This is a genomic window from Inquilinus sp. 2KB_23, from assembly GCF_052115705.1.
Taxonomy (GTDB): Bacteria; Pseudomonadota; Alphaproteobacteria; order DSM-16000; family Inquilinaceae; genus Inquilinus; species Inquilinus ginsengisoli_A.
Map to the genome: position 1 here is coordinate 38,376 of NZ_JBFRHF010000008.1, position 24,183 is coordinate 62,558.

Annotated in this window: 19 protein-coding genes; 11 read left to right on the top strand and 8 right to left on the bottom strand. The window is 69.3% G+C overall.

What is annotated here, in order from left to right; translation table 11 throughout:
• Window positions 1–117 precede the first annotated feature (117 nt).
• The 6 genes from AB4112_RS12045 to AB4112_RS12070 all read left to right on the top strand — a co-directional run bounded on the left by AB4112_RS12045 (window position 118) and on the right by AB4112_RS12070 (window position 8,105).
• Window positions 118–567 (top strand): tetratricopeptide repeat protein, encoded by a 450-nt coding sequence (locus tag AB4112_RS12045; protein WP_309793737.1) that lies wholly within the window; start codon window positions 118–120, stop codon window positions 565–567.
• A 121-nt stretch (window positions 568–688) separates the two neighbouring features.
• Window positions 689–1,177 (top strand): hypothetical protein, encoded by a 489-nt coding sequence (locus AB4112_RS12050; RefSeq protein ID WP_309793738.1) that lies wholly within the window; start codon window positions 689–691, stop codon window positions 1,175–1,177.
• 251 nt (window positions 1,178–1,428) lie between these two features.
• Window positions 1,429–2,451, top strand: a complete 1,023-nt coding sequence (locus AB4112_RS12055) for an LLM class flavin-dependent oxidoreductase (RefSeq protein WP_309793739.1) — start codon at window positions 1,429–1,431, stop codon at window positions 2,449–2,451.
• 203 nt (window positions 2,452–2,654) lie between these two features.
• Window positions 2,655–3,953: a carbohydrate porin gene (locus tag AB4112_RS12060; RefSeq protein WP_441719873.1), complete on the top strand. Its 1,299-nt coding sequence runs from the start codon at window positions 2,655–2,657 to the stop codon at window positions 3,951–3,953.
• A gap of 291 nt (window positions 3,954–4,244) precedes the next feature.
• Window positions 4,245–6,629 (top strand): glucose/quinate/shikimate family membrane-bound PQQ-dependent dehydrogenase, encoded by a 2,385-nt coding sequence (locus AB4112_RS12065; protein ID WP_441719876.1) that lies wholly within the window; start codon window positions 4,245–4,247, stop codon window positions 6,627–6,629.
• 30 nt (window positions 6,630–6,659) lie between these two features.
• Window positions 6,660–8,105 carry a mechanosensitive ion channel family protein gene (locus AB4112_RS12070; protein ID WP_309793742.1) on the top strand — a complete coding sequence of 482 codons (1,446 nt, stop codon included), beginning with the start codon at window positions 6,660–6,662 and terminating at the stop codon, window positions 8,103–8,105.
• A 105-nt stretch (window positions 8,106–8,210) separates the two neighbouring features.
• On the opposite strand, the gene gyrB is transcribed toward AB4112_RS12070, so the two are convergent.
• The 5 genes from gyrB to rpsT all read right to left on the bottom strand — a co-directional run bounded on the left by gyrB (window position 8,211) and on the right by rpsT (window position 15,575).
• Window positions 8,211–10,670 carry a DNA topoisomerase (ATP-hydrolyzing) subunit B gene (gene gyrB, locus AB4112_RS12075; protein WP_309793743.1) on the bottom strand — a complete coding sequence of 820 codons (2,460 nt, stop codon included), beginning with the start codon at window positions 10,668–10,670 and terminating at the stop codon, window positions 8,211–8,213.
• A gap of 6 nt (window positions 10,671–10,676) precedes the next feature.
• On the bottom strand, window positions 10,677–11,876 hold the full coding sequence (gene recF / locus AB4112_RS12080; protein WP_441719880.1) for a DNA replication/repair protein RecF: 1,200 nt from the start codon (window positions 11,874–11,876) through the stop codon (window positions 10,677–10,679).
• Between the two features lie 91 nt (window positions 11,877–11,967).
• Window positions 11,968–13,101 (bottom strand): DNA polymerase III subunit beta, encoded by a 1,134-nt coding sequence (gene dnaN / locus AB4112_RS12085; RefSeq protein WP_309793745.1) that lies wholly within the window; start codon window positions 13,099–13,101, stop codon window positions 11,968–11,970.
• A 293-nt stretch (window positions 13,102–13,394) separates the two neighbouring features.
• Window positions 13,395–14,798 carry a chromosomal replication initiator protein DnaA gene (gene dnaA, locus AB4112_RS12090; RefSeq protein ID WP_441719883.1) on the bottom strand — a complete coding sequence of 468 codons (1,404 nt, stop codon included), beginning with the start codon at window positions 14,796–14,798 and terminating at the stop codon, window positions 13,395–13,397.
• A gap of 516 nt (window positions 14,799–15,314) precedes the next feature.
• Window positions 15,315–15,575, bottom strand: coding sequence for a 30S ribosomal protein S20 (gene rpsT, locus AB4112_RS12095; protein ID WP_309793747.1), 261 nt, complete (start codon window positions 15,573–15,575; stop codon window positions 15,315–15,317).
• 165 nt (window positions 15,576–15,740) lie between these two features.
• Between rpsT and AB4112_RS12100 the strand changes: the two genes are divergently transcribed.
• The 4 genes from AB4112_RS12100 to AB4112_RS12115 all read left to right on the top strand — a co-directional run bounded on the left by AB4112_RS12100 (window position 15,741) and on the right by AB4112_RS12115 (window position 19,750).
• Window positions 15,741–16,844 carry a PA0069 family radical SAM protein gene (locus tag AB4112_RS12100; protein WP_441719886.1) on the top strand — a complete coding sequence of 368 codons (1,104 nt, stop codon included), beginning with the start codon at window positions 15,741–15,743 and terminating at the stop codon, window positions 16,842–16,844.
• Window positions 16,845–17,018: 174 nt separating this feature from the next.
• A complete protein-coding gene (locus AB4112_RS12105; RefSeq protein ID WP_441719889.1) occupies window positions 17,019–17,612 on the top strand; it encodes a hypothetical protein in 594 nt (197 codons plus the stop codon).
• A 351-nt stretch (window positions 17,613–17,963) separates the two neighbouring features.
• Window positions 17,964–18,584 carry a ribonuclease HII gene (locus AB4112_RS12110; RefSeq protein ID WP_309793749.1) on the top strand — a complete coding sequence of 207 codons (621 nt, stop codon included), beginning with the start codon at window positions 17,964–17,966 and terminating at the stop codon, window positions 18,582–18,584.
• Window positions 18,585–18,631: 47 nt separating this feature from the next.
• Window positions 18,632–19,750 carry a site-specific DNA-methyltransferase gene (locus AB4112_RS12115; RefSeq protein ID WP_441719892.1) on the top strand — a complete coding sequence of 373 codons (1,119 nt, stop codon included), beginning with the start codon at window positions 18,632–18,634 and terminating at the stop codon, window positions 19,748–19,750.
• A 94-nt stretch (window positions 19,751–19,844) separates the two neighbouring features.
• Here AB4112_RS12115 and AB4112_RS12120 read toward each other — a convergent pair whose 3' ends face one another.
• The gene (locus AB4112_RS12120; RefSeq protein ID WP_441719895.1) at window positions 19,845–20,948 is read right to left on the bottom strand and encodes a DmpA family aminopeptidase; all 1,104 of its coding nucleotides are present in this window, start codon (window positions 20,946–20,948) and stop codon (window positions 19,845–19,847) included.
• 78 nt (window positions 20,949–21,026) lie between these two features.
• Complete coding sequence (locus tag AB4112_RS12125; RefSeq protein ID WP_441719898.1) at window positions 21,027–21,356, bottom strand: MmcQ/YjbR family DNA-binding protein; 330 nt, start codon at window positions 21,354–21,356, stop codon at window positions 21,027–21,029.
• 168 nt (window positions 21,357–21,524) lie between these two features.
• Here AB4112_RS12125 and AB4112_RS12130 point away from each other — a divergent pair, with 168 nt between their 5' ends.
• Window positions 21,525–23,120: an ABC-F family ATP-binding cassette domain-containing protein gene (locus tag AB4112_RS12130; RefSeq protein ID WP_309793753.1), complete on the top strand. Its 1,596-nt coding sequence runs from the start codon at window positions 21,525–21,527 to the stop codon at window positions 23,118–23,120.
• Window positions 23,121–23,176: 56 nt separating this feature from the next.
• Here the strand turns inward: AB4112_RS12130 and cysK are convergent, their stop codons facing one another.
• The gene (cysK, locus tag AB4112_RS12135) at window positions 23,177–24,169 is read right to left on the bottom strand and encodes a cysteine synthase A (RefSeq protein WP_309793754.1); all 993 of its coding nucleotides are present in this window, start codon (window positions 24,167–24,169) and stop codon (window positions 23,177–23,179) included.
• Window positions 24,170–24,183: the final 14 nt, after the last annotated feature.

The window sequence follows — 24,183 nt, forward strand, 5'->3', positions numbered from 1 at the left end:
TGACCCAGAAGGCCCCGCGGCTCGGCGGGATCGGTTTTGCGGTTTCCGCACATTGCGCGTCGCACCGCCCGGCTGGTCCGGGCGTGGGTGCCATGCGCCAGCACAGAGGTGACCTCCATGAGGATCGACAGCATGAAGCGCCTGCAGCGCGATGCCGAGCAGGGGGACGCCGCTGCCCAGTTCAACCTCGGTGTCCTCTACGGCAACCGCGAGGACGACAACGGCTACGCCCTGGAGGACAGGCGGGCGGAGGCGATCAAATGGCTGACCCGCGCGGCGTCGCAGGGGCTGCACCGGGCCCAGGGCCGGCTGGCCGAGATCTACGGTGAAGACCCCGAGGTCTCGAAAGACGCGGTGAAGGCCTGCATGTGGTTCGTGATCGCGGCCAAGGGGCTGTCCGGCGCCCAGCAGCAGAGCGCCCAGGCGGGATATGAGCGGGCCGCTGCGCATCTGACCGTGCTGGAGATCGCGCGGGCACAGCGCCGGGCCGCGACCTGGAAGCCGAAGGTGGAGACAGTCGCCGCGCCGGCGGCGCCGTTGCCGGGCCTCGGGAGGATTGCATCATGAAAGCCTGGTTCGTTCCCCCCGTGATCATCCCGCTCGGCCTGATCGTGCTGATCGCCCTCTACGCCGTGATGCGCGCCGCCACCTAGCACGCCGGGATGGCGGCGAGACCGAGGGATTCGCGATGACCATGCGCACCATCACCACCACCGCAGTCTTCGCGCATCCCTTCGTGCTGAGCGGCATCGACGGCGTGCAGCCGCCGGGCAGCTACGAGGTTGAGACCGACGAGGAGTGGATCGACGGCACGTCGCCGCCGGCCTACCGGCGGATCGCGACGATGATCCGCCTGGCCGGACGGCCGGGGACCGGAGAGACGGTCCAGGTCGTGGCCGTGGACCCGGACGAGCTTGCCGCCGCCCTGGTCCGGGATGCCGCCGGTGCCGTCGCCAACCCTCCTTCGCCGGGTTCGTCCACGGCGATCCCGGCCGGGGAGGGGGCGTCGGCCGAGCCTCGCCCGCAGGTGCCGTCCGGGCCGACGGCAACGCCGCAACCCGAGCGCCGGTTCCTGGACGGCTGGCGCGACTGGCTGGCGGTCAACCCCCACGCGCTGGCCTGGATCGCCGCGATCGCCGGCGGCGTCGTGCTCGCTGCTTTCGTCGTGGCCTGGTGATCGATCAGGGCACGCCGCAGGGCCTGTTCTTCCCGCCGGAACTGGCGTCGCTGTTGGTGCACGAAGCCGATTGATCGCGCGGCCGATCGGAAGCTCTCGGCACGAGCGGCTTGTTACGGCAGTAACGCCTTTCCGCAGCGCGGACATCAGCCGGTAACGCCGTGCATGCAATCCGGTCGGCGACGCGGACCGACGCGCGGCGGTGTGGCGACCGTCCCTGGAAACGGGTCGCGCAATTGAGAGGCTCCGGCATGGCAGGCGACCGATCCATCCCGATCTCGGTGCTCGACTGGGCGCCGGTGCGCGCCGGGGAGACGCCGCGGGAGGCGCTGCAACAGGCCGTGGACCTCGCCCGCCATGTCGAGACGCTCGGCTTCAAGCGGTTCTGGCTGGCCGAACACCATGGCGCGGCGATCGTCGCCAGCGCTGCGACCTCGGTGGTCATCGGCCATATCGCCGGGCAGACCTCGACCCTCCGCGTCGGCTCCGGCGGCATCATGCTGCCGAACCACCCGCCGCTGATGGTCGCCGAACAGTTCGGCACGCTGGCGGCACTCTACCCCGGCCGGATCGATCTCGGGCTGGGCCGCGCTTCCGGCACCGCCCCGGGCGACGAGGCCACCCTGCGCGCCCTGCGCCAGCGGCCGGACGCCCGCGACCGCTTCCCCGCCGATGTGCGCGAACTGCAATCCTATTTCGGCGAGGCCGGGTCGGCGCAGGGCGTCCGGGCCGCGCCGGGCGCCGATGTGGACGTGCCGGTCTGGCTGCTCGGCTCCTCCGGCTTTTCGGCGGGGGAGGCGGCGGCACTGGGGCTGCCCTTCGCCTTCGCCGCCCATATCGCGCCGGCCGCGCTGGATGCCGCGGTCAGGATCTACCGGTCGGGCTTCCGGCCGTCGGCGGCGCTGGCCCGGCCGCATCTGATGGTCAGCGCCCTGATCGTCGCCGCCGAGACCGACCGGGCGGCGCGGCGCCTGATGACCTCGATTCAGCAGGCCGCGATCGCCCTGCTGCGCGGCCGGCCCAGCTGGCTGCCGCCGCCGACGGACGACCCGATGGCCTTCGCGGACCCTGATGATCAGGCCCTGCTGCAACGGATGATGCCCTACGCCATCGTCGGGTCGCGCGAGACGGTGCGCGACGGGATCGAGGCCCTGATCGCCAGGACCGACGCCGACGAGCTGGCCATCCTGTCCTTCGTCCATGACCAGGAGGCACGGCGCCGGTCCTTCGACATCGTCGCCGGGGTCCGGGCGTGGGCGGCACCGGCCGGCTGAACCGGCCGCCGCAGGGCGGTTGATCGGCCCGTTCGCGTCGCTGATCGGCGCGCCGTACCTGATCTGGCTGATCGGCCGCAAGCCGGCGCCGTGACCGGCAGTCCGATGCCCGATGGTGCGGCAACCGGTCCGAGGGGCGGCCTGATGACGTTTGCGGCCGAAGGGGCGCAATATGCCGCCAAGCCGACCAGGGAGACCCCAGCTTGAAGTTGCGCATGGCAATCAGCGTGCTGCTGTTCGCGAGTCTCGCGCCCAGCGGTGCCGCGTTCGCCGACGATGCCGGAAAGGGAAAGCTCACCGGGGATTGGGGCGGCGTTCGCACGGATCTCCAGCAGGCCGGAATCGACTTCCAGTTCGGCTACACCTCCGAGCTCGGCTACAACGCGGCGGGCGGCACCAAGAACCAGCTGAGCTACGACGACCAGCTGTCGTTCGGCGCCACCTTCGACCTCGACCGCCTGCTGGGGGCCCATGACGCGAAGATCCAGCTGACCATCACCGACCGCAACGGCCGGAACCTGAGCGACGACGCCCAGCTCGGCACGCTGCAGCAGGTCCAGGAGGTGTTCGGCCGCGGCCAGACCTGGCGCCTCACCCAGTTCTGGTACAATCAGAAGTACTTCTCCGGCGCGCTGGACTGGAAGATCGGCCGGCTGACCGTCGGCGAGGATTTCGCCAGCTTCAGCTGCAAGTTCCAGAACCTGACCTTCTGCGGTTCTCAGCCGGGCAACCTGGTCGGCAACTACTGGTACAACTGGCCGGTCAGCCAGTGGGCCACCCGCGTGAAGGTCAACATCCCCGGCTTCGGCTATGTCCAGTCCGGCGCCTACCAGATGAACCCGGGCTTCCTGAACGTCGACCAGGCGGTGCTGCCGAACAACCCGTCCGGCACCACGGGCGTCATGGTCCCGGTCGAGGTCGGCTGGACCCCGACGCTCGGCCCGGCCCAGCTTCCCGGCAGCTACAAATTCGGCGCCTGGTACGACACCTCGACCGCGAACGACGTGTTCACCGATGACGACGGCAACCCCGAGGTCCTCACCGGCCGGCCGTTCGAGGACCGGCATGGCCGGTACGGGGCCTACATCAACTTCCTGCAGCAGGTCACGCGCCCCGATCCCGACAATCCCGACCGGGGTCTGAGCCTGTTCCTCAACGCCACCGTCGCCGACCAGCGGACCTCGACGATCGACAACCAGATCGCCGTCGGCCTGATCTACACCGGCCCCTTCGATGCCCGGCCGAAGGACGAGATCGGCTTCGCCTTCGGGCGGACCCATGTCAACGACCGCGTGGCCAAGGGCCAAAGGCTGCTGAACAATGCCGGGCTCGGCCCCGTGGCCGTGCAGGATTCCGAATACGCCTTCGAGCTCTACTATGGCCTGCAGGCGACCGACTGGCTGATGGCGCGCCCCAACATCCAGTACATCCGGCTTCCCGGCGGCACGAGCCACAACGACGACGTCCTGGTGCTTGGCCTGAAGACCTCCATCGACTTCTGAGAGACCGCTTGGAAACGGGCCGGCGCGGCCGTCTGATGGCGGTGTCTCCGCTTCCGGTGCTCACGGACGACCATGTCCGCCGCGCGCCGGTTCTCGACACCACCACCAGCCGACTCGCGCCAACCGGTTTCGAAGCGGTCTCTAACGCGGTGCCGGGGCGTTTGTTGCTCGACCGTGCCGCATGATCGGTGGACAATCGCGGCAACCAAGGCTGGGAGGCCGTTCTGGAGATGCATCCGGCCCATCGTCGGTGTGCCGGCGACTGACCGTTCAGAGCGAAGGACCCCGCAGATGCCACTCCCTTCGAAATCGCGACCGATCCTGCTGGTGTCGGGGCTGGTCTATGGCCTGATCGGCCTGGCCCTGGCGGCCGGCGGCGTGTGGCTCGGTCTGCTCGGCGGGTCGCTCTACTACGTCATCGCCGGTGTCGGGATCCTGGTCACCGGCGGGCTGCTGATGGCGGGGCGGCCCGGGGCCCTGTGGGTTTATGCCGCCGTGCTGATCGGAACGCTGGCCTGGGCGGTCGCCGAGATCGGCTTCGACTGGTGGCCGCTCGCGGCCCGCGGCGACGTCATCTTCCTGCTGGGCCTGTGGCTGCTGACGCCGTGGATCACGCGTGCGCTCAGCCATCGCGCCGGGGCATCCCGCATGACCATGACCCTGCCGCTCTGGGTCGGGGTGGTGGCGAGCGTGGCGGTGCTGGCGGTCGGCCTGCTCTCCTCCTATCACGATATCCATGGCACGATCGCCGCGGTGGCATCTCCGCCGCCACAGCCACCGGCCGGTCAGCCGGACGAAGATTGGCGCGCCTACGGCCGGACCGAGTCCGGGCAGCGCTATTCGCCGCTGGCCGAGATCACGCCGGCCAACGTCAAGGGCCTCAAGGTCGCCTGGACCTTCCGCACCGGCGACCTGCCCGGGGCGAACGATCCCGGCGAAACCACCTTCGAGGTCACCCCGATCAAGGTGCGGGACACGCTCTATCTCTGTTCCCAGCACCAGCGCCTGTTCGCCCTGGATGCCAAGACCGGCGCGCTGCGCTGGTCCTACGATCCCAAGGTGCAGAACAACCCGACCTTCCAGCACCTGACCTGCCGCGGCGTCTCCTACCACGAGACAGCGGCCGGGGCGGTCGACACCACAGGGGCGCCGGCGCCGGCCGATTGCCCGCGCACCATCTTCCTGCCGGTCAATGACGGCCGCATGATCGCGCTCAACGCCGAGACCGGTGCGCTGTGCGAGAGCTTCGGCGACCACGGCACGCTGAACCTGCAGGAGGGGATGGGCGTGCAGACGGCGGGCTTCTACGAGCCGACCTCGCCGCCGATCGTCAGCGACAAGATCATCGTCATCGCCGGCTCGGTGATCGACAACTACTCGACCCAGGAGCCATCGGGCGTCATCCGCGGCTTCGACATCCACACCGGAAAGCTGGTCTGGGCCTGGGATGCCGGGGCAGTCGACGAGAACGCCCTGGCGTCCGCGACGCACACCTACACGAACAATTCGCCCAATTCGTGGATGACCGCGTCCTACGACCCCAAGCTGGGCCTGGCCTACATGCCGATGGGCGTGCAGTCGCCCGACATCTGGGGCGGCAACCGCACCCCGGAATCGGAACGGTATTCGAGCGCGCTGGTGGCGCTGGACATCAACACCGGCAAGCGCGTCTGGTCCTACCAGACGGTGCATCACGATCTCTGGGACATGGATTTGCCGTCCCAGCCCAGCCTGGTCGACCTGGCCACGCCGGAGGGCACGCGCCCGGCCATCCTGCAGCCGGCCAAGACCGGCAACCTCTTCGTGCTGGACCGGCGAACCGGCGAGCTGATCGTGCCGGCGCCGGAGCGGCCGGTGCCGCAGGGCCCCGCCCCGGGCGACCGCCTGTCGCCGACCCAGCCCTTCTCCGAACTCACCTTCCGCCCCGAGAAGCTGCTGACCGGTGCCGACATGTGGGGCGCGACCATCTTCGACCAGCTCGCCTGCCGCATCCTGTTCCACCAGATGCGCTACGAGGGCACGTTCACGCCGCCTTCGCTGCAGGGCACCCTGGTGTTCCCAGGCAATCTCGGCATGTTCGAATGGGGCGGCATCGCCGTCGACCCGGTCAGGCAGATCGCCATCGCCAACCCGATCGCCATCCCCTTCGTCTCCAAGCTGCTGCCGCGCGGCCCGGACAACCCGGCGGCGCCGAACGACGCGCACCCGTCGGGCAGCGAGATCGGGGTCCAGCCGATGTACGGCACGCCCTACGGCGTGGTGCTCCACCCGTTCCTGTCGCCGGTCGGGCTGCCCTGCATGCGGCCGCCCTGGGGCTACATGGCCGCGATCGACCTCAAGACCATGAAGATCGCCTGGATGCACCGCAACGGCACCATCCGTGACAGCGCGCCGGTGCCGATCCCGATCAAGATGGGCGTGCCCAGCCTGGGCGGGCCGATGACCACCGGCGGCGGCGTGGCCTTCCTGACCTCGACGACGGATTATTATATCCGCGCCTATGACGTCACGAATGGCGACCAGCTGTGGGAAGACCGCTTGCCGGCAGGCGGGCAGTCGACCCCGATGACCTACGCCGTCGACGGCCGCCAATATGTCGTCACGGCGGCCGGCGGGCATGGGTCCTTCGGCACGAAGATCGGCGATTACGTCATCGCCTATGCCCTCGACAAGTAGGGAGCCCTCCTCTCGGAACAGTGGGCGAACATGACCAGTCAGATCGTCGCCAGCCTTCTGGTGGTTCTCTGCTTCCTCGATTGGCGGCTCATGCGCAACCGGCCGGTCTGGTCGAGGCTTGCGACGTGCGGGATCCTGTTCGGCGGGCTGACGATCATGGTGGTCAGGGTCGTCGGTTCCCTGCTGCAGCCGGCCTTCGCCGGATCGACCTTCGAGGAGGTCATCTGGCAGCAGGTCCTGGCCGCCATGTGGTGGCTGTTCGCGGCGCGGCTCCTGGTCAACACCGTGCGGGCTGCGCTCCCGCACGGGGCCTTCCGCCACGAGGGCGGATTGCTGTCCGACCTGCTGGCGGGCGTGATCTATCTCGCCGCGACCCTCACCGTGGTCAGCACCGTCTTCGGATTCCCGGTCCGGGCCCTGGTGGCGACATCGGGGGTGATCGCGATCGTCCTCGGCCTCGCGCTCCAGAACACCCTGGCGGACGTGTTCGCGGGCATCGCGATCGGCATCGAGCGCCCTTACTCTGTCGGCGACAGGGTCTGGATCGAGGGCGGGATCGAAGGCGTGGTGGTGCAGATCACCTGGCGGTCGGTCCGGGTCTGGACCGACGGCAACGACATCGCCTCGGTGCCGAACAGCATCGCCACCCGGTCGCGGGTCATCAACCGCAGCGTCCCGTCGGAACAGCGGAACGATTCCGTCCACGTGCCCTGTTCTATCGATGTGCCTCCGGAACGGGTGGTGGAGCTGGTCAGGCAGGCCATTCTGCTGTGCCCCACCATTCTCGCGACACCGGCGGCCGGCGTCTCCCTTGCCAGCGTCGGCAAGCGCTGGAACGTCTACAGCATCTCGTTTTCCGTCTCGCATAGCAGCGTTCTGGGCGAGACCAAGAGCACCCTGCTGACCCAGGTGATGCGCCAGTTCCGCGCCGCCGGCCTGGGCGATGCCCGGGGCGGCCGCGGTGCGATCGGAGACGGAGGGGGAGGGAAGCAGCCCCTGGCCATCCCCCTGTTCCAGGCCCTGACCGACGACCAGCGCGCCGAACTCGAACGCCAGGCCTCGATGCGGACGCTCGATCCGGGCGACCTGCTGTTCGCCCAGGGCGGGACGGAAGCATCGCTGTTCGTCGTCGTATCCGGGGTGCTGGAGGTGTCGCGGGCGAATGGCGGCTCGACCACCACCATCGGCCGCATCGGATCCGGCGACTATATCGGCGAGATCGGCCTGCTGACCGGCGCGCCGCATGCCGGCACGGTCAAGGCGCTCACCCATGCGCTCGTGCTCGAGGTCACGAAGGAGCATCTGGCGCCCCTGCTGGCGGCACAGCCCGAACTGATGAGGGAGTTGGAAGCCTCGGCCCGCCACGGCCAGGCCCTGGTCGACCGCAGCGTGGCGGCCAGCGTGGGAGCGCACGCCGTGCCTCCCGGCCAGCTGCTCTCCTGGATCCGGCAGTATTTCCGCGAGCACGGCCTGTAGGGATCATCGGACGGCCGGTCGACTGCGGTCAGTGGCCCTTTCGGTCACCCACGCTGCTTCGGTCACCCATGCTGCGGAGTCTCCCGCGCCGTCCGAGTCTCACGATCAGACGTCCAGGTTCACCACCTTCAGCGCGTTCTCCTGGATGAAGTCGCGGCGCGGTTCGACGATGTCGCCCATCAGGGTCGAGAACACCTCTTCGGCGTCGTCGGCATGCTTGACCTCGACCCGCAGCAGCACCCGGGCGTTGGGGTCCAGCGTGGTCTCCCACAGCTGATCCGGGTTCATCTCGCCCAGGCCCTTGTAGCGCTGCACCGCCAGTCCCTTGCGGCCCTGCTCCAGCACCCGGTCGATCAGGTCGATCGGGCCGGTGATCGGCCACTCCTGGGCGGCGCCCTTCGGGTTCATCCAGGTCAGCACGCCCGGCCGCTTGTACAGCGCCTGGAAATCCGCGGCCAGGCGGTCGAGCTTGTGCGCCTCGACCGACCGGATGATGTCGGAATCGATGATCCGGCCCTCGGTGACCCCGCGCAGGACGCGGCGGAACACCAGGCCGCCCGGCTGGTTGCCCTCCGGCGGCAGGGCCGAGCCCTGCCAGCCGCGCTCGAACTCCGGCGTCAACGCGTCCAGCCGTTGCGCCACATAGGTCGCGGTCTCGGTCGCCAGGGCGGCGTCATGGACGATGCGCGGCGACATCGCGCCGGCGATCGCCACCTGCTCCACCACATTGCGCTGGCCGACCTTGCGGATCAGCGGGGTGAGCAGGTGCTTGGCCTCCAGCGCCTGCTCCAGGCGGGAGCGCAGGTCGAGGCCTCCGATCTGGTTGCCGTCGAACGGCGTGAACACCAGGTCGCGCATGCCGCTGTCGATCAGATAGGCCTCGAGCGCGTCGTCGTTCTTCAGATACACCGCCTCCTTGCCCCGGGCGGCGCGGTACAGCGGCGGCTGGGCGATATAGAGGTAGCCGCGCTCGATCAGCTCCGGCATCTGGCGGTAGAAGAAGGTCAGCAGCAGGGTGCGGATGTGGCTGCCGTCGACATCGGCGTCGGTCATGATGATGATGCGATGGTACCGCGCCTTGTCGGCGTTGAACTCGTCGCGGATGCTGGTGCCCAGCGCCGTGATCAGGGTGCCGATCTCGGCCGACCCCAGCATCTTGTCGACCCGCGCCCGCTCGACGTTCAGGATCTTGCCGCGCAGCGGCAGGATGGCCTGGAACTTGCGGTCGCGGCCCTGCTTGGCGGAGCCGCCGGCGCTGTCGCCCTCGACCAGGAACAGTTCGGATTCGGCGGGGTCGCGGTTCTGGCAGTCGGCCAGCTTGCCGGGCAGGGAGGCGAAGTCGAGCGCGCCCTTGCGCCGGGTCAGGTCGCGCGCCTTGCGCGCCGCCTCGCGGGCCGAGGCCGCCTCGACTGCCTTCTGGATCACCCGCTTGGCGTCGTTGGGATGCTCCTCGAACCAGGTCGCCAGCATCTCGTTGACCACCGCCTCGACCGCCGGACGGACCTCGGAGGAGACCAGCTTGTCCTTGGTCTGGCTGGAGAATTTCGGATCCGGCACCTTCACCGACAGGACGCAGCTCAACCCCTCGCGGGCGTCGTCGCCGGTCAGCGCCACCTTTTCCTTCTTCAGGATGCCGCTCTCGGTGGCGTAGTTGTTCACCTGCCGCGTCAGCGCGCCGCGGAACCCGGCCAGATGGGCGCCGCCGTCACGCTGCGGGATGTTGTTGGTGAAGCACAGCATGGTCTCGTGGTAGCTGTCGTTCCACTGCATCGCCACCTCGACGGTCATGCCGTCGCGCTCGGCGGTCACCGTGATCGGCTCGGGGTGCAGCGGCTGCTTGGCCTTGTCGAGATAGGCCACGAAGGCCTTCAGCCCGCCCTCGTAATGCAGCTCGACCACCTTCGGCTCCGGCCCCCTGGCGTCGGTCAGGGTCAGCTTGACGCCGGAGTTCAGGAAGGCGAGTTCGCGCAGCCGGTGCTCCAGCGTGCCGAAGTCGAACTCGGTCTTGGTGAAGGTCTTGGTCGAGGGCAGGAAGGTGATGTGGGTGCCGCGGTTCTCGCCCTGCGGCCCGACCGCCTTCAGCGGCGCCTCGACGTCGCCGTCGTGGAACCGGGCGAACCACTGGTGGCCGTCGCGGAAGATGGTCAGGTCCAGCGTGTCCGACAGCGCGTTGACCACCGAGACGCCGACGCCGTGCAGGCCGCCCGAGACCTTGTAGGAGTTCTGGTTGAACTTGCCGCCGGCATGCAGCTGGGTCATCACCACCTCGGCGGCGCTGATGCCCTCTTCCTCATGGATCGCCACCGGGATGCCGCGGCCGTTGTCGGTCACGGTGACCGAGCCTTCGGCGTTCAGCGTCACCGTGATGGTGTCGCAGTACCCGGCCAGCGACTCGTCGATCGCGTTGTCGACGACCTCGTACACCATGTGGTGCAGGCCCGACCCGTCATCGGTGTCGCCGATATACATGCCCGGCCGTTTGCGCACCGCTTCCAGGCCACGCAGCACGGTGATGGAGCTGGCATCGTAGGCGCCGCCGTCGTTCGCGATCTCAGAATCCGACATTCTTCTTCATCCGTTTTGTTCCGTCACCCTGGCGTCGTCGACGCCGAAGTGGCGTGCCCGGTCCCCGAGCGGCGCGAACAGCGCCGTGTCGGTGCCGGTCATCCAAGCCTGGGCGCCGAGCGCCAGGATCTCCTCGTAGAGGGCGGCACGACGCGTGCCGTCGAGATGCGCCGCCACCTCGTCGAGGAGGAGAAGAGGCGGGGCGCCGCGTTCGCCGGCGAGCAGGCGGGCATTGGCGAGGACGATGCCGATCAGCAGCGCCTTCTGCTCGCCGGTGGAGCATTGCGCCGCCGGCATCGCCTTCGACCGGTGGTGGACGGAAAGGTCGCTGCGATGCGGTCCTTCCGTCGCGGCGCCGGCCGCGGCGTCGATCCGTCGATTATCGCACAAAAGGCGGCGGAATGCCTCTTCGGCGTCGACCGCCGGCCGATCGTCAAGCCACGCCTCGATCCGGCCGTCGATGGCCAGGTCGGCGCGCGGAAACGGGCCGTCCACCATCAGCGACTCGGCGCCGCGCAGCCGCGCCACCAGCTCGCGCCGGGCGGCGGCGACGGCGGCGCCGGCGGCCGCCATGGCGTCCTCCAGCGCGGTCAGCCAGGCCGCGTCGGGGCGAGGCGAATCCTTCAGCAGCCGGTTGCGGTCGCGCATCGCCCGCTCATAGGCGGCGAGCTGGCCGGCATGGTCGGGGTGGAAGCCGTAGACCAGCCGGTCGAGGAAGCGGCGGCGCTGGCTGGCGGCGTCGCCGAACAGCCGGTCCATCTGCGGCGTCAGCCACACCATCGGCGCGCGGGCGCCCAGCGCGGTCTGGCTCGGCGCCGGCCGGCCGTCGATCTTCACGGCACGGCGGCCCTCGCCGGGCTCCAGCTCGGTGCCGAGCGCGATCTCGCCGGTCGGGGTCAGCAGCTGGGCCGCGACCGCCCAGCCCTTGCCCTCGGCGGCCTGGCGTCGGGTCACCTCCGGCAGCGGCGCGCGGCGCAGGCCGCGGCCCGGCGACAGGAACGACACCGCCTCCAGCAGGTTGGTCTTGCCGGCGCCGTTCGGCCCGGTCAGCACCACCGGCCGCGGATCCAGCTCGATCCGCAGCTGGCCGTAGCAGCGGAACTCGGTCAGCGTCAGCCGCGTCAGCGCGATCCGGGCCGGCGGCCCGGACGGGGAGGGCGCCGGCCCCGACTGCGGGGCCTGCTCCGGCATGGGGTCCTGGGACATGTGGCTCAAGGCATCCGAAGCGGATGCTTCGCCCCTGTCATGGAGAAAGGGGCCATGACGATCGGGGCCGGCACGGTCGGTCCAAACCCGGTCACACCCGCATCGGCATCAGCACGTAGAGCGCGCTGGAATCGGCGGTGTCGCGGACGATGGTGGGCGACCCGGCATCGGCCATGGCGAAGCGGGCGCCGTCGCCTTCGATCTGCTGGGTGATGTCGAGGAGGTAGCGGCTGTTGAAGCCGATCTCGATCCTGGCCGCCTCGTAGCTGACCTCGATCTCCTCGGTGGCGCTGCCCTGCTCGGCCGAATTGGCCGACAGCGTCAGCGACCCGTTCTCGATCGTCAGCTTCACCGCCCGGCTCTTCTCGGTCGAGATGGTGGAGACGCGGTCGACCGCCTTGGCGAAGGCCTTGGCGTCGACCTCGAGGATCTTGTCGTTGCCGCTCGGGATCACCCGCTCATATTCCGGGAAGGTGCCGTCGATCAGCTTCGAGGTCAGGACCACGCCGTCGCCCGCAGTTCCCGCCAGGGTGAAGCGGGTCTTGGTCTCGGACAGCTGGACTTCGACCATCTCGCCGCTCTCGTCCAGCAGCTTGCGCAGCTCCATCACGGTCTTGCGCGGCACGATCACGCCGGGGATGCCGTCGGCACCGTCGGGCAGCGGCATCTCGATCCGGGCCAGGCGGTGGCCGTCGGTGGCGACGGCGCGCAGCACCGGCACGTTGTCGGCCTTGGCCGCGTGCAGGTAGATGCCGTTCAGGTAGTAGCGCGTCTCCTCGGTCGAGATCGCGAACTTGGTCCGGTCGATCATCACCCGGAGATCGCCGGTGGCGATGGTGAAGCGGTGCGTCAGGTCACCGCCGGCCATGCTCGGGAAATCCTCGACCGGCAGGCAGCCGAGCCGGAAGTTCGACCGGCCGGCGCGCAGCGACAGCGACCCGCCATCCGCATTGGTCTCGATCTCGACCTGGCTGCCGTCGGGCAGCTTGCGCACGATGTCGTAGAGGGTGTGCGCCGGCGCCGTGGTGCCGCCCGGGGCCAGGATCTCGGCCGGCACGGATTCGACGATCTCGAGATCCATGTCGGTGGCGGTCAGGCGCAGCGCGCCGGATTCGGCGCGCAGCAGGATGTTGGACAGGATCGGGATGGTGTTGCGCCGCTCGACGACGCTCTGCACATGGCTCAGGCCCTTCAGGAGGGCGGCCCGTTCGATGATCAGCTTCATCCCGATTCCACTTCGACGATGCCGGCCGCCGGACGAATCGTCGGGTCGGGCTCACGCCCGGCCGACGCGGCGGGCGCGCACTATAACCGAAAGCCGACGGCGGTGGCGAGGGGCAGGCGCGGTCCCGGGCGCAATCCGGAACGAATTATCGGATGCCGGGTCTGTCGAGGCGTCGTCATCGCGAGGAGCGAAGCGCCCCGTTAAGTTTAGGGGCGCGATCCAGCGGCTCGATTGCTGGATTGCCACGCCCCTTCGGGGCTCGCAATGACGGCTGACAGTCTGGACCGCCGTGCCTAGATCTGCAGCATCCGGCGCAGCAGTTCGACGTCCTCGGCGAAGGACCGGTCCTCGCTGCACAGCTCCTCGACCTTCTTCACGGCGTGCATCACCGTGGTGTGGTCGCGACCGCCGAATTTGCGCCCGATCTCGGGCAGCGACCGCGGGGTCAGCTGCTTCGACAGGTACATCGCCACCTGGCGCGGCCGGGCCACGGTGCGGGCGCGGCGGGCCGAATGCATGTCGGCGATCTTGATGTTGTAGTGCTCGGCGACCCGCTTCTGGATCTCGTCGATCGTCACCCGGCGGTCCGAGGCGCGCAGCAGGTCGTGCAGCAGCTCCTGGGTCGATTCCAGGGTCACCGGGCGGTGCACCAGCTCGGCATGGGCGGTGATGCGGTTCAGCGCCCCTTCCAGCTCGCGCACGTTGGAGGTGATCTTGTGGGCCAGGAACTCCATCACCTTGGCCGGGATCTCGACCCGCGCGGTCTCCGCCTTGGCCTGCAGGATGCCCAGGCGCAGCTCGTAGGTGGTGGGGTGGATGTCGGCGACCAGGCCCCAGCCGAGGCGGGAGCGCAACCGCTCCTCCATGCCTTCGAGGTCGGAGGGCGACTTGTCGGCCGAGATCACCACCTGGCGGTTCTGGTCCACCAGCGCGTTGAAGGTGTGGAAGAACTCCTCCTGGGTGGAGTCCTTGCCGGAGATGAACTGCACGTCGTCGATCATCAGCACGTCGACCGAGCGGAACAGCTCCTTGAAGGTCATCGTGTCCTTGAACCGCAGGGCACGGATGAACTGGTACATGAACTTCTCGGCGGACATGTACAGCACGCGCCGCTCGGGATGCTTCTGGCGGATGTGCCAGGCGATGCCGTGCATCAGGTGGGTCTTGCCCAAGCCCACCCCGCCATAGAGGAACAGCGGGTTGAAGGTGACGCTGTTGGCCTCGGCCACGCGGCGTGCGGCGGCATGGGCCAGCTCGTTCGGCTTGCCGACCACGAAATTGTCGAAGGTGAAGCGCTGGTCGAGGATGGCGCCGAAATCAGTGGCCGATTCGGGCGGCCGGTCCGGCATTGCCGACTCGGTGCGCGTGGTCGGCGCGGTCGCCGCCGGGGCAGGGGGCGCGGCCGCCGGCCTGGCGGCCAGCCGGTCCGGCACCACGATCACATCGACGCTCTGGACGTCCGGATTCTCGGCATGCCACAGCTTGCGGATGCGGTCGGCGTAGTGGGCCGCGACCCAGTCGCGCATGAACTTGGTGGGGGCGGCGATGCGGGCCTCGCCGCCTTCGAGGTCGACGAGGACGACCGGCCGCAGCCAGCTCTTGAAGGCGCCTTCGCCCACCTCCTCGCGCAACCGGCCGCAGACCCGGCCCCATTGCTGCTCGATCGATGTGATGATGACTCCCCCCATCGACGACATGCTGCCTTCCGATCCCCTCCGAATGGGCTTTCGCCCCGTCCCGTTCCGCGTCGACCCGAACTTACCGATTCCCACCCGCAGCGACACCAGACGCGGAGTGCGCAGCTGCCATGCCGACTGAATTCAAACTGTAATAATCACAGTAACACGCCGCCGGCACAGGAACAATTCCTCGCAGCTACTTGCGAAGCTGGAGTCAAATTCCTTAAAACTACGAAATGATCAGCGTTAGGGCACAATCCTGTTCTTCTGCCAATCTTCGTGACGAAGGCTGGTAGCCGACAAGTTGTTTCCTGAAGCGGCCCTCAACCTGCAGATGGCAGGCGAAAGAGGATCATATGCAGGGCGGGCACGTGCTGGCAACGGAACAAATCCGGACCATCCCAAAACGCAAAAAACGGTCTGGAATAGTGCCCGGATCAGCCGGTTGCGGCATGCCGGAAGAAGCGCCTGCCAGACAAGACAAGGGCCGTTCCGCGGCAGCTGCCGCGAAACGGCCCGGTCATCGTCCGAGGCTTAGAGGGCCTTGATGCGGCTCGACAGGCGCGACAGCTTGCGCGCGACCGTGTTCTTCTGCAGCACGCCCTTGGTGATGCCGCGATGCATCTCCGGCTGCGCCGCCTTGAAGGCGTCGGCTGCGGCGGCCTTGTCGCCCGCCTCGATCGCCGTCTCGACCTTCTTGACGAAGGTGCGGATGCGGCTGACGCGGTTGCGGTTGACCAGCGTGCGACGCTCGGTCTGACGGATACGCTTTTCGGCGGACTTGTGGTTGGCCATTGTCGGTCCCGGTTCGGGCCAACGTGGGCCCCAAGAAAATCGAGGGCGCTTGATAGTCTTTTCGCGCCCGGGCGTCAAGACGGGTCTCGCACGCCGTGTCGGGGCGATATGTCGGCTTTTGCGCCGGGCTTGGCAAGGCTGGTAATTTGTTCTATCTTTGTTCTCATGCCGCTCAAGCCGCCCGAGATCGAAGAACTGGCCGACCGGCCGCGCAAGGGGCGCGGCGCCGTCAGCAACAAGTCCGGCCGCTACGAGGCCGAGACCCGGCACAAGGTCGATGACGGCTGGCTGTCCGAGGCGGGGGAGGAGGACGCGCCGCCGCTGCGCACCACGCTGCATGTCGACACGGCGCGCACCATCATCAGCCGCAACGACTCGCCGGACATCCTGTTCGACCGTTCGATCAATCCGTATCGCGGCTGCGAGCATGGCTGCATCTACTGCTTCGCCCGGCCGACCCATGCCTGGCTCGGCCTGTCGCCCGGCCTCGATTTCGAGACCCAGCTGTTCTACAAGCCGGACGCCCCGGCGCTGCTGGAGGCCGAGCTGCGGCGCCCCGGCTACAGCCCGGCGATGATGGCGATGGGCACCAACACCGACCCCTACCAGCCGGTCGAGCGCGAGCTGCAGCTGACGCGGCGGGTGATCGAGGTGCTGTCGCGCTTCAACCATCCGCTCGGCATCGTCACCAAATCGGCGCTGATCACCCGCGACATCGACCTCCTGGCGCCGATGGCGGCGAAGGGGCTGGCGGGGGCCTGCATCTCGCTGTCGATGCTCGACCGCGACCTCGCCCGGTCGCTGGAGCCGCGGGCGGCGACTCCGCCGAAGCGGCTGGAGACGATCCGCCGCCTGGCCGATGCCGGCATCCCGGTCTCGGTGCTGACCTCGCCGATGATCCCCGGCCTCAACGACCACATGCTGGAGCAGGTGCTGGAGGCGGCGGCCGCGGCCGGGGCGACCGCGGCGGGCTGGACCATGCTGCGGCTGCCGCTGGAGATCGCCGGCCTGTTCCAGGAATGGCTCGAGGCACATGCGCCGGACCGGGCGAAGCGGGTGATGTCGTTGGTGCGCCAGACCCGCGGCGGCAAGCTGTACAAATCCGGCTTCGGCGAGCGCATGCGCGGCGAGGGCCCGGTGGCGGAGATGATCCGCGCCCGCTTCAACCACGCGGTGCGCCGGCTCGGCCTCAACCGCAGCCGCTGGGCGCTCGACATCAGCCGGTTCGCGGTGCCGCCGCGGCCGGGCGACCAGATGTCCCTGTTTTGAGGGCCAGCGGTCCTGAGCTGGCCGTCGCTTCCCGGTCGTCATTCCCGCGAAAGCGGGAATCTCTCTCCGATCAGGGCGTGCTGAGATCCTCGCCTTCGCGGGGATGACGATTCCGAGGTGTTTCGATCGAAGTGCATATAGCCTTAACTATGATTTTTGTTCACGATGTGTTCCATGGACAAGGCGCAGACCATTCAGACACCGAAGGCCGAGGCCGCTCCCCAAGGAGAACGGGCCGAGCGGCATCTGCGTGTGCTGGCGGAATTGGCCGAGATTCAGATGGCGGTGGCCCGGGCGACGCAGAAGGAGGCGATGGAGACACCGCAGCCCGGCGTCGACTATTGCGCCCGGATCGCCACCGTCTCCCGCGCTGTGCGGCTGACGGTGCTGCTGGAGGACAAGCTGTCCCGGCCGCGCGAGGGGCCGAGGGCGGTGGTGCCGCTCAAGGACTGGCACCGGCGGCGGGTGAGCCTGGCCATCGCCTCGGCGATCCACGAGACGGCCGAGAGCGCGGTCTACCGCCGGTGCGCCGAGACGCTGGAGCGGCTGGAGGAGCCGGAGCTGGCGGAGAAGGTCGATGGCTGGCCGGCGGGGCTCGCGGTGGCGCAGCTGTGCCGGATGTACGGGCTGCCGCTGGAGGTCCAGCGCTGGCTCGACGAGGCCGACGACCTGCTGGCGAAGGAGGAGGAGCCCGCGCCTGTCGATCGGACGGCAGCGTCGCCGGGGCGCCGCGCCGCCGGCCGGCGCAACCCGCCGGACACGGGGTAGGTTGGGTTCGTTTTGGGCGAACCCAACCTCGTGTCGCCCGATGATCTGCTGGGTTCGCGAACCGCGAACCCAACCTACGAAGATGGTTTTGCCTTTCCTCCCCGGGCTTGACCCGGGGATCACGGGAGAGGTCGGAGGCGTTTGCGCCTTTCCCTTCACCGTCATTGCGAGCGCAGTGAAGCAATCCATCGGGCAGCCCGTACCGGCGCCATGGGTTGCTTCGTCGGCTTTGCCTCCTCGCAATGACGATGAAGGGAAGGGGCGGCGCGAAAGGCATTCCAGCCTCCCTCGGTCGCATCGCGGCTTGGCGTCCCGTGCGATCGGCGCTATGCCGGGGGCAGGAGGGTCGGCATGCCGGATTGGAGCCTGGAGATCGCGTGCGGCGCGCCGAAGCGCAGCGTCGCGGGGCTGGACGAGGTCGGCCGCGGCCCCCTGGCCGGCCCGGTGCTCGCCGCGGCCGTGGTGCTGGTCCGCCCGCTCGACCCCGAGCTCGCCGCCCTGATCGACGACAGCAAAGTGCTGACCGCGCGCCGGCGCGAAGAGCTGGTGCCGCGCATCCGGGCGGTGGCGCAGGTCGGTCTCGGCTGGGCCTCGGTCGAGGAGATCGACCGAATCAACATCCTCCAGGCCAGCATGCTGGCGATGCGACGGGCGCTCGACGCCCTGCCGGAGCGTCCCGGCATGGCCCTGATCGACGGAAACAAGGTGCCCGACGGTTTGCCCTGCGACGGGCGGGCGGTGGTCGGCGGCGACGCGATTTCGCTGTCGATCGCGGCGGCGTCGATCATCGCAAAAGTTGTGCGTGACCACGAGATGTTGCGTCTCTCCACCCTCCATCCCGGCTATGGGTGGGAACGCAACGCCGGCTACGGCACGCCGGAGCATATCGCCGGACTCGACCGGATCGGGGTCTGCGACCACCATCGGCGGTCGTTTGCGCCGGTGTTTCAGCGACTCAGCGTAACCGTCTGATTCGAAGAGGGATTGACGCCGACTCCGCGGCGAATCATCGTCGCGTCATGAGCGAATCACTCCAGACCATCAGCCGGCTGCCGCCGGGTTGCCGAATCGTCCAGGACGATTGCGTCTCGGCCATGCGGGCGCTGCCGGCCGGCTCGGTCGATTGCGTGTTCGCCGACCCGCCCTACAATTTGCAGTTGGGGGGCGAACTGCGCCGGCCGGACGAAAGCCGGGTCGACGGCGTCGACGCGGAATGGGACAAGTTCGCCGACCTCGCCACCTATGACCGCTTCACCCGCGACTGGCTGTCCGCGGCGCGCCATGCGCTGAAGGACGACGGCACGCTGTGGGTGATCGGCACCTACCACAACATCTTCCGGGTCGGGTCCATCCTGCAGGATCTCGGCTTCTGGATCCTGAACGACATCGTCTGGCGCAAATCGAACCCGATGCCGAACTTCCGCGGCACCCGCTTCACCAACGCGCATGAGACCCTGATCTGGGCCGCGAAGTCGCCAGACAGCCGCTACACCTTCAACTACGACGCGATGAAGGGGCTGAACGAGGAGCTGCAGATGCGTAGCGACTGGACCCTGCCGATCTGCAGCGGCGGCGAGCGGCTGAAGATCGACGGGCGCAAGGCGCATCCGACCCAGAAGCCCGAGGCGCTGCTGTGGCGCGTCATCCTGTCCTCGACCCGGGCGGGGGAGACCATCCTCGACCCGTTCTTCGGCAGCGGCACAACCGGCGCCGTGGCCAAGCGGCTGGGCCGCAAGTTCATCGGGGTCGAGCGCGAGGATGCCTATGCCCGCGTCGCCACCCAGCGCATCGCCGCGATCGAGGCGCCGGCCGACCCGTCGCTGCTGGACACCCTGTCCAAGCGCCAGGCGCCGCGGGTGCCGTTCGGCTGGGTGGTCGAACGCGGCATGCTGCGCCCGGGCGACCGGCTGTTCGACACCGACCGCCGCTATGTTGCCAAGGTGCGGGCCGACGGCACGCTGATCGCCAGCAACAACCAGGGCGACCATGCCGGCTCGATCCACCGGGTCGGCGCCGCGCTGCAGGGCGCGCCGTCCTGCAACGGCTGGACCTTCTGGCACTATGAGGCGCAGCGCAACCGGCTGGCCCCGATCGACCTGCTGCGCCAGAAGATCCGCGCCGAGATGGCGGTTCACTGAACCGTAGGTTGGGTTCGCGGCGCGAACCCAACATCTTGCGGCCCTATCCTGCGTTGGGTTCGCCCTTGCGAACCCAACCTACGCCAACCTCAGCTCAGTCCGCCAACCGGTTATATTTCCTCAAGGTTTCCCGCAGCCGTTGATGCGGGATCGCATGCATGGTGTTGCCATCGCGGCCGGTCATGGTTTCGGCGGCGACCAGGGCGTTGACGATCGCCTCCTCGGTCGCCTGGGCCGTGGCCTCGATCAGCCCGTCCATGGCGTCGTTCGGCAGCACCGCGACCGACCGGGTGTCCGTGCGGCTGAAGGCACCGGGATTGGCGGTGGAGAAGGCCAGGAAGATGTCGCCGCTGCCATTGGCGCCATAGCCGCCGGTGCGGGCGATGCCGACCGGCGCCCGCCGGGCCAGGCGCTTCAGCTGGTGCGGCAGCAGCGGCGCGTCGGTGGCGATCACGACGATGATCGACCCGGTGTCGCGGTCCTGGGCCTGGTCGGGCAGCAGGTCCGGGATCTCGCGCCCGACCGGGACGCCGGCGACCAGCAGGTTCTTGCGGCGGCCGAAATTGCCCTGCACCAGCACGCCGACCATGTGGCCGCCCTCTTCGGGTGAGAGCTGACGCGAGGCTGTGCCGGTCCCGCCCTTGAATCCGAACAGCGACATGCCGGTGCCGCCGCCGACATTGCCCTCCGCCACCGGGCCCGGCCGGGCGCCGTCGAGCGCCTCGACCGCATGCTCCGCCGTGACGTGGAAGCCGTTGATGTCGTTCAGGGTCCCGTCATAGGTCTCGGCCACCACCGGCAGGCACCAGTAGATATCCTGGGCCAGCGGGGCCACCAGCCCGTTGCGGCCCTGCCAGCCGACCACCGCGTCGCGCACGGTGCCGACGCTGTGGCTGTTGGTGATCATCAGCGGCCCTTCGAGGAAGCCGGATTCCTCGATCCAGATCGTCCCGGTCATCTCGCCGTTGCCGTTCAGCACGGCGGTGCCGGCGAAGACCGGGTCGAACACCCGTCCGCGCGGCAGGATGGCGGTGACGCCGGTGCGCGCCGGGCCGCGCCCGATCTCCAGCCGGCCGTCGCCGGTGACGATGGTGGCGGTGCCGACCTCGAGTCCGGGGATGTCGGTGATGGCGTTCAGCGGGCCGGGCGTGCCCTCGAACGGAATGCCCAGGTCCCGGGCTCTCGGCTTGCGCGTCATGGTCGTCCCGCTGTCGCTGGTCGGTCCCCTGGGCTAGCGCGCCCAGGACAGGCTGTCCATGCCCGGCTGTCCATGGCGTCAGCGCGGCGGCCGGGTCAGGCGCTTCGGCGCCACCTCGCGCCAGGCTTCGGCCACCAGCGCCTCCAGCTGCCCGGCATCGACCGCGGGCAGGTCGACGAAGGTCCAGACCAGACGGCCCCAGCGCGCCGGCGAGAAGGCCTCGGGCCGGACCTCGAACAGCATCTCCTGGCGGTCGTGTGGCAGCTTCATCACCGCCCGCCGCTCCGCCGGCCGCAGCACCGCGAAGATCTTGCCGCCGACCCGGAAGGACGGGCGGTCCCAATGGTCCTGCTCGGTCACCTCGGGCAGGGCCAGCGCGGCCCGCCGCACGGTCTCTTCATCCGCCATCGCAACCACCCCTCATGTCGCGCGGCAAGGATGGGCGGCCGCGCCCTGGTTTGCTTGGATGTTTTTTACCGCTATGCTGTCGGCCGCACCGAGAAGGAGAGGCCCCGATGGAACGCAAGACGGAATGGCACGTCCCCCGCCCCGTCCTGCTGCATCCGTCGAGCCGTCATGCCCCTTCTCGCCGCCGAATCCCTCTCCCACCACACGCCTGACCACCGCCCGCTCTTCGAGGACCTGACGCTCGCCTTCGGGGCCGAGCGCAGCGGCCTCGTCGGCCGCAACGGTGCGGGCAAGTCCACCCTGCTGCGCCTCCTGCTCGGCGAGATCGCGCCGCAGGGCGGCCGCATCCGCCGCCAGGGGGGCGTCGGCCACCTCCCGCAAAGCGTACGGGTGGCGCCTGATATGACCGCCGCCGATGCGCTCGGCATCGCGCCGGCGCTGGCCCGGCTCGACCGGCTGCTGGCGGGGCAGGGGACCGAGGACGACCTCGCTGCCGCCGACTGGACGGTGGAGGAGCGGGCGGCGCTGGCGCTGCCCCGGCTCGGCCTGCCCGCGGGTCTCGACCTGCGCCGGCCGCTTGGAACCTTGAGCGGCGGCGAGGCGACGCGGCTGGCCCTGGCCGGGCTGCTGGTCGACCCGCCCGAGATGCTGGTGCTGGACGAGCCGACCAACAACCTCGACGCCGCCGGCCGCGACGCGATCTGCGCGTTGCTCGACAGCTGGCGCGGTGGCGCGATCGTGGTCAGCCACGACCGCGAGGTGCTGCGCCGGATGGACCGGATCGTCGAGCTGTCCGGCCTCGGCGTCCGGGTCTATGGCGGCAACTGGGATGCCTACCGGGCGCAGCGCGAGGCCGAGGCCGAGGCGGCGCGGCAGGGCCTCGCCCATGCCGAGCAGGAGACCGCGCGGCTGGCGCGCGAGGCGCAGGCGGGGCTGGAGCGCAAGGCGCGCAGCGATTCCCGCGGCCGCAAATCCCGCGCCGATGCCGGCCAGCCCAAGATCATGCTGGATTTCGCTAAGGAGAAGGCGGGGCAGAGCCAGGGGCGCGTGAGCGGCATGCGGGAGCGCCGCCAGGAGATGGCGGAGGCGGCGCTGGCCGAGGCCCGGGCGGCGGTGGAGCGGGTGGCGTCGCTCAGCGTCGCGGTGGCGCCGACCGGACTGGCCTCCGGGACCATGGTGCTGGCGTTCGAGCATGTCCGCTGGACCCCGTCGGGCGTGGAGCGGCCGGTGCTGGACAACCTCAGCTTCACCCTGACCGGGCCGGAGCGGGTGGCGGTGACCGGGCCGAACGGCGCCGGCAAGTCGACGCTGCTGCGCCTCGCGGCCGGCGAGCTGGCGCCCGATGCCGGCCGTGTCCGGCGCTTCGACGGCGGCATCGCCATGCTGGACCAGCGCGCCGGCGGGCTGCGGCCCGACCGCACCATCCTGGAGAACTTCCGGGCGCTGCATCCGGCCGCGACCGACAATGCCTGCCGGACGGTGCTGGCGCGGTTCCTGTTCCGGGCGGATGCGGCGCTGCGCCCGGTGGCGGGGTTGAGCGGCGGCGAGACGTTGCGGGCGGCGCTGGCCTGCGTGCTGGGTGGGCCGACCCCGCCGCGGCTGCTGATCCTGGACGAGCCGACCAACCATCTCGACCTCGACTCGATCGCGGCGATCGAGCAGGCGGTGGCCGGCTATGATGGGGCGCTGCTGGTCGCCAGCCACGACCCGGACTTCCTCGACGCCATCGGCATCGGCCGACGCCTGGCGCTGCCGGGCCGCTGAAACGAAAAAGCGGGCCCGAAGGCCCGCTTCCCCGCACGCACCATGGAAGCTGGAGGCTAGTCCAGGCCTTCGAACAGCGCGGTCGAGAGGTAACGCTCGGCGATCGAGGGGATGATCACGACGATCTGCTTGCCCTCGTTCTCCGGGCGCTGGCCCACTTCGAGCGCCGCGGCGAGCGCGGCGCCGGAGGAGATGCCGGCCGGCAGGCCTTCCAACTTGGCGACCTGGCGGGCGGTCTGGAAAGCGCGCTCGTTCGAGATGCGCACCACCTCGTCGATGATCTTGGTGTTCAGCACGCCGGGCACGAAGCCGGCGCCGATGCCCTGGATCTTGTGCGGCCCGGGGTTGCCGCCGGACAGCACCGGGCTGTCCTCCGGCTCCACCGCGATCGCCTTGAAGCTGGGCTTGCGCTGCTTCAGCACCTCGGCCACGCCGGTGATGGTGCCGCCGGTGCCGACGCCGGAGATCAGGATGTCGACGCCGCCCTGCGTGTCGTTCCAGATCTCCTCGGCCGTGGTCTTGCGGTGGATCGCCGGATTGGCCGCGTTCTCGAACTGCTGCGGGATGATCGCGTTGGGGATGGTCTGGACCAGCTCCTCCGCCTTCGCGATCGCGCCCTTCATGCCCTTGGGGCCTTCGGTCAGGTGCAGCTCGGCACCGAGGAACTTCAGCATCTTGCGGCGCTCGACCGACATGGTCTCGGGCATGGTCAGGATCAGGCGGTAGCCCTTGGCCGCGGCGACGAAGGCCAGCGCGATGCCGGTGTTGCCCGAGGTCGGCTCGATCAGGGTGCTGACGCCCGGCTTGATCTTGCCCGATGCCTCCAGCGCCTCGATCATGGCCAAGCCGATGCGGTCCTTCACGCTCGACAGCGGGTTGAAGAACTCCAGCTTGGCCAGGATGTCGGCCTTGGCGCCATGCGCCTCGGCCAGCTTCTTCACGCGGACCAGCGGGGTCGCGCCGATGGTGTCGAGGATCGAGTCGTAGATCTTGCCCCGGAACTCGGCCTGGGCAGGCAGATCGATCTTGCCGACGGTGGAGGACGACATAACTACTCTCCCAG

Coding starts and splice junctions, on each gene's coding strand:
- AB4112_RS12045 (WP_309793737.1), top strand. CDS start 118: ATGAGGATCGACAGCATGAAGCGCCTGCAGCGCGATGCCGAGCAGGGG.
- AB4112_RS12050 (WP_309793738.1), top strand. CDS start 689: ATGACCATGCGCACCATCACCACCACCGCAGTCTTCGCGCATCCCTTC.
- AB4112_RS12055 (WP_309793739.1), top strand. CDS start 1,429: ATGGCAGGCGACCGATCCATCCCGATCTCGGTGCTCGACTGGGCGCCG.
- AB4112_RS12065 (WP_441719876.1), top strand. CDS start 4,245: ATGCCACTCCCTTCGAAATCGCGACCGATCCTGCTGGTGTCGGGGCTG.
- AB4112_RS12070 (WP_309793742.1), top strand. CDS start 6,660: ATGACCAGTCAGATCGTCGCCAGCCTTCTGGTGGTTCTCTGCTTCCTC.
- gyrB (WP_309793743.1), bottom strand. CDS start 10,670: ATGTCGGATTCTGAGATCGCGAACGACGGCGGCGCCTACGATGCCAGC.
- recF (WP_441719880.1), bottom strand. CDS start 11,876: ATGTCCCAGGACCCCATGCCGGAGCAGGCCCCGCAGTCGGGGCCGGCG.
- dnaN (WP_309793745.1), bottom strand. CDS start 13,101: ATGAAGCTGATCATCGAACGGGCCGCCCTCCTGAAGGGCCTGAGCCAT.
- dnaA (WP_441719883.1), bottom strand. CDS start 14,798: ATGTCGTCGATGGGGGGAGTCATCATCACATCGATCGAGCAGCAATGG.
- rpsT (WP_309793747.1), bottom strand. CDS start 15,575: ATGGCCAACCACAAGTCCGCCGAAAAGCGTATCCGTCAGACCGAGCGT.
- AB4112_RS12100 (WP_441719886.1), top strand. CDS start 15,741: ATGCCGCTCAAGCCGCCCGAGATCGAAGAACTGGCCGACCGGCCGCGC.
- AB4112_RS12105 (WP_441719889.1), top strand. CDS start 17,019: ATGGACAAGGCGCAGACCATTCAGACACCGAAGGCCGAGGCCGCTCCC.
- AB4112_RS12110 (WP_309793749.1), top strand. CDS start 17,964: ATGCCGGATTGGAGCCTGGAGATCGCGTGCGGCGCGCCGAAGCGCAGC.
- AB4112_RS12115 (WP_441719892.1), top strand. CDS start 18,632: ATGAGCGAATCACTCCAGACCATCAGCCGGCTGCCGCCGGGTTGCCGA.
- AB4112_RS12120 (WP_441719895.1), bottom strand. CDS start 20,948: ATGACGCGCAAGCCGAGAGCCCGGGACCTGGGCATTCCGTTCGAGGGC.
- AB4112_RS12125 (WP_441719898.1), bottom strand. CDS start 21,356: ATGGCGGATGAAGAGACCGTGCGGCGGGCCGCGCTGGCCCTGCCCGAG.
- AB4112_RS12130 (WP_309793753.1), top strand. CDS start 21,525: ATGCCCCTTCTCGCCGCCGAATCCCTCTCCCACCACACGCCTGACCAC.
- cysK (WP_309793754.1), bottom strand. CDS start 24,169: ATGTCGTCCTCCACCGTCGGCAAGATCGATCTGCCTGCCCAGGCCGAG.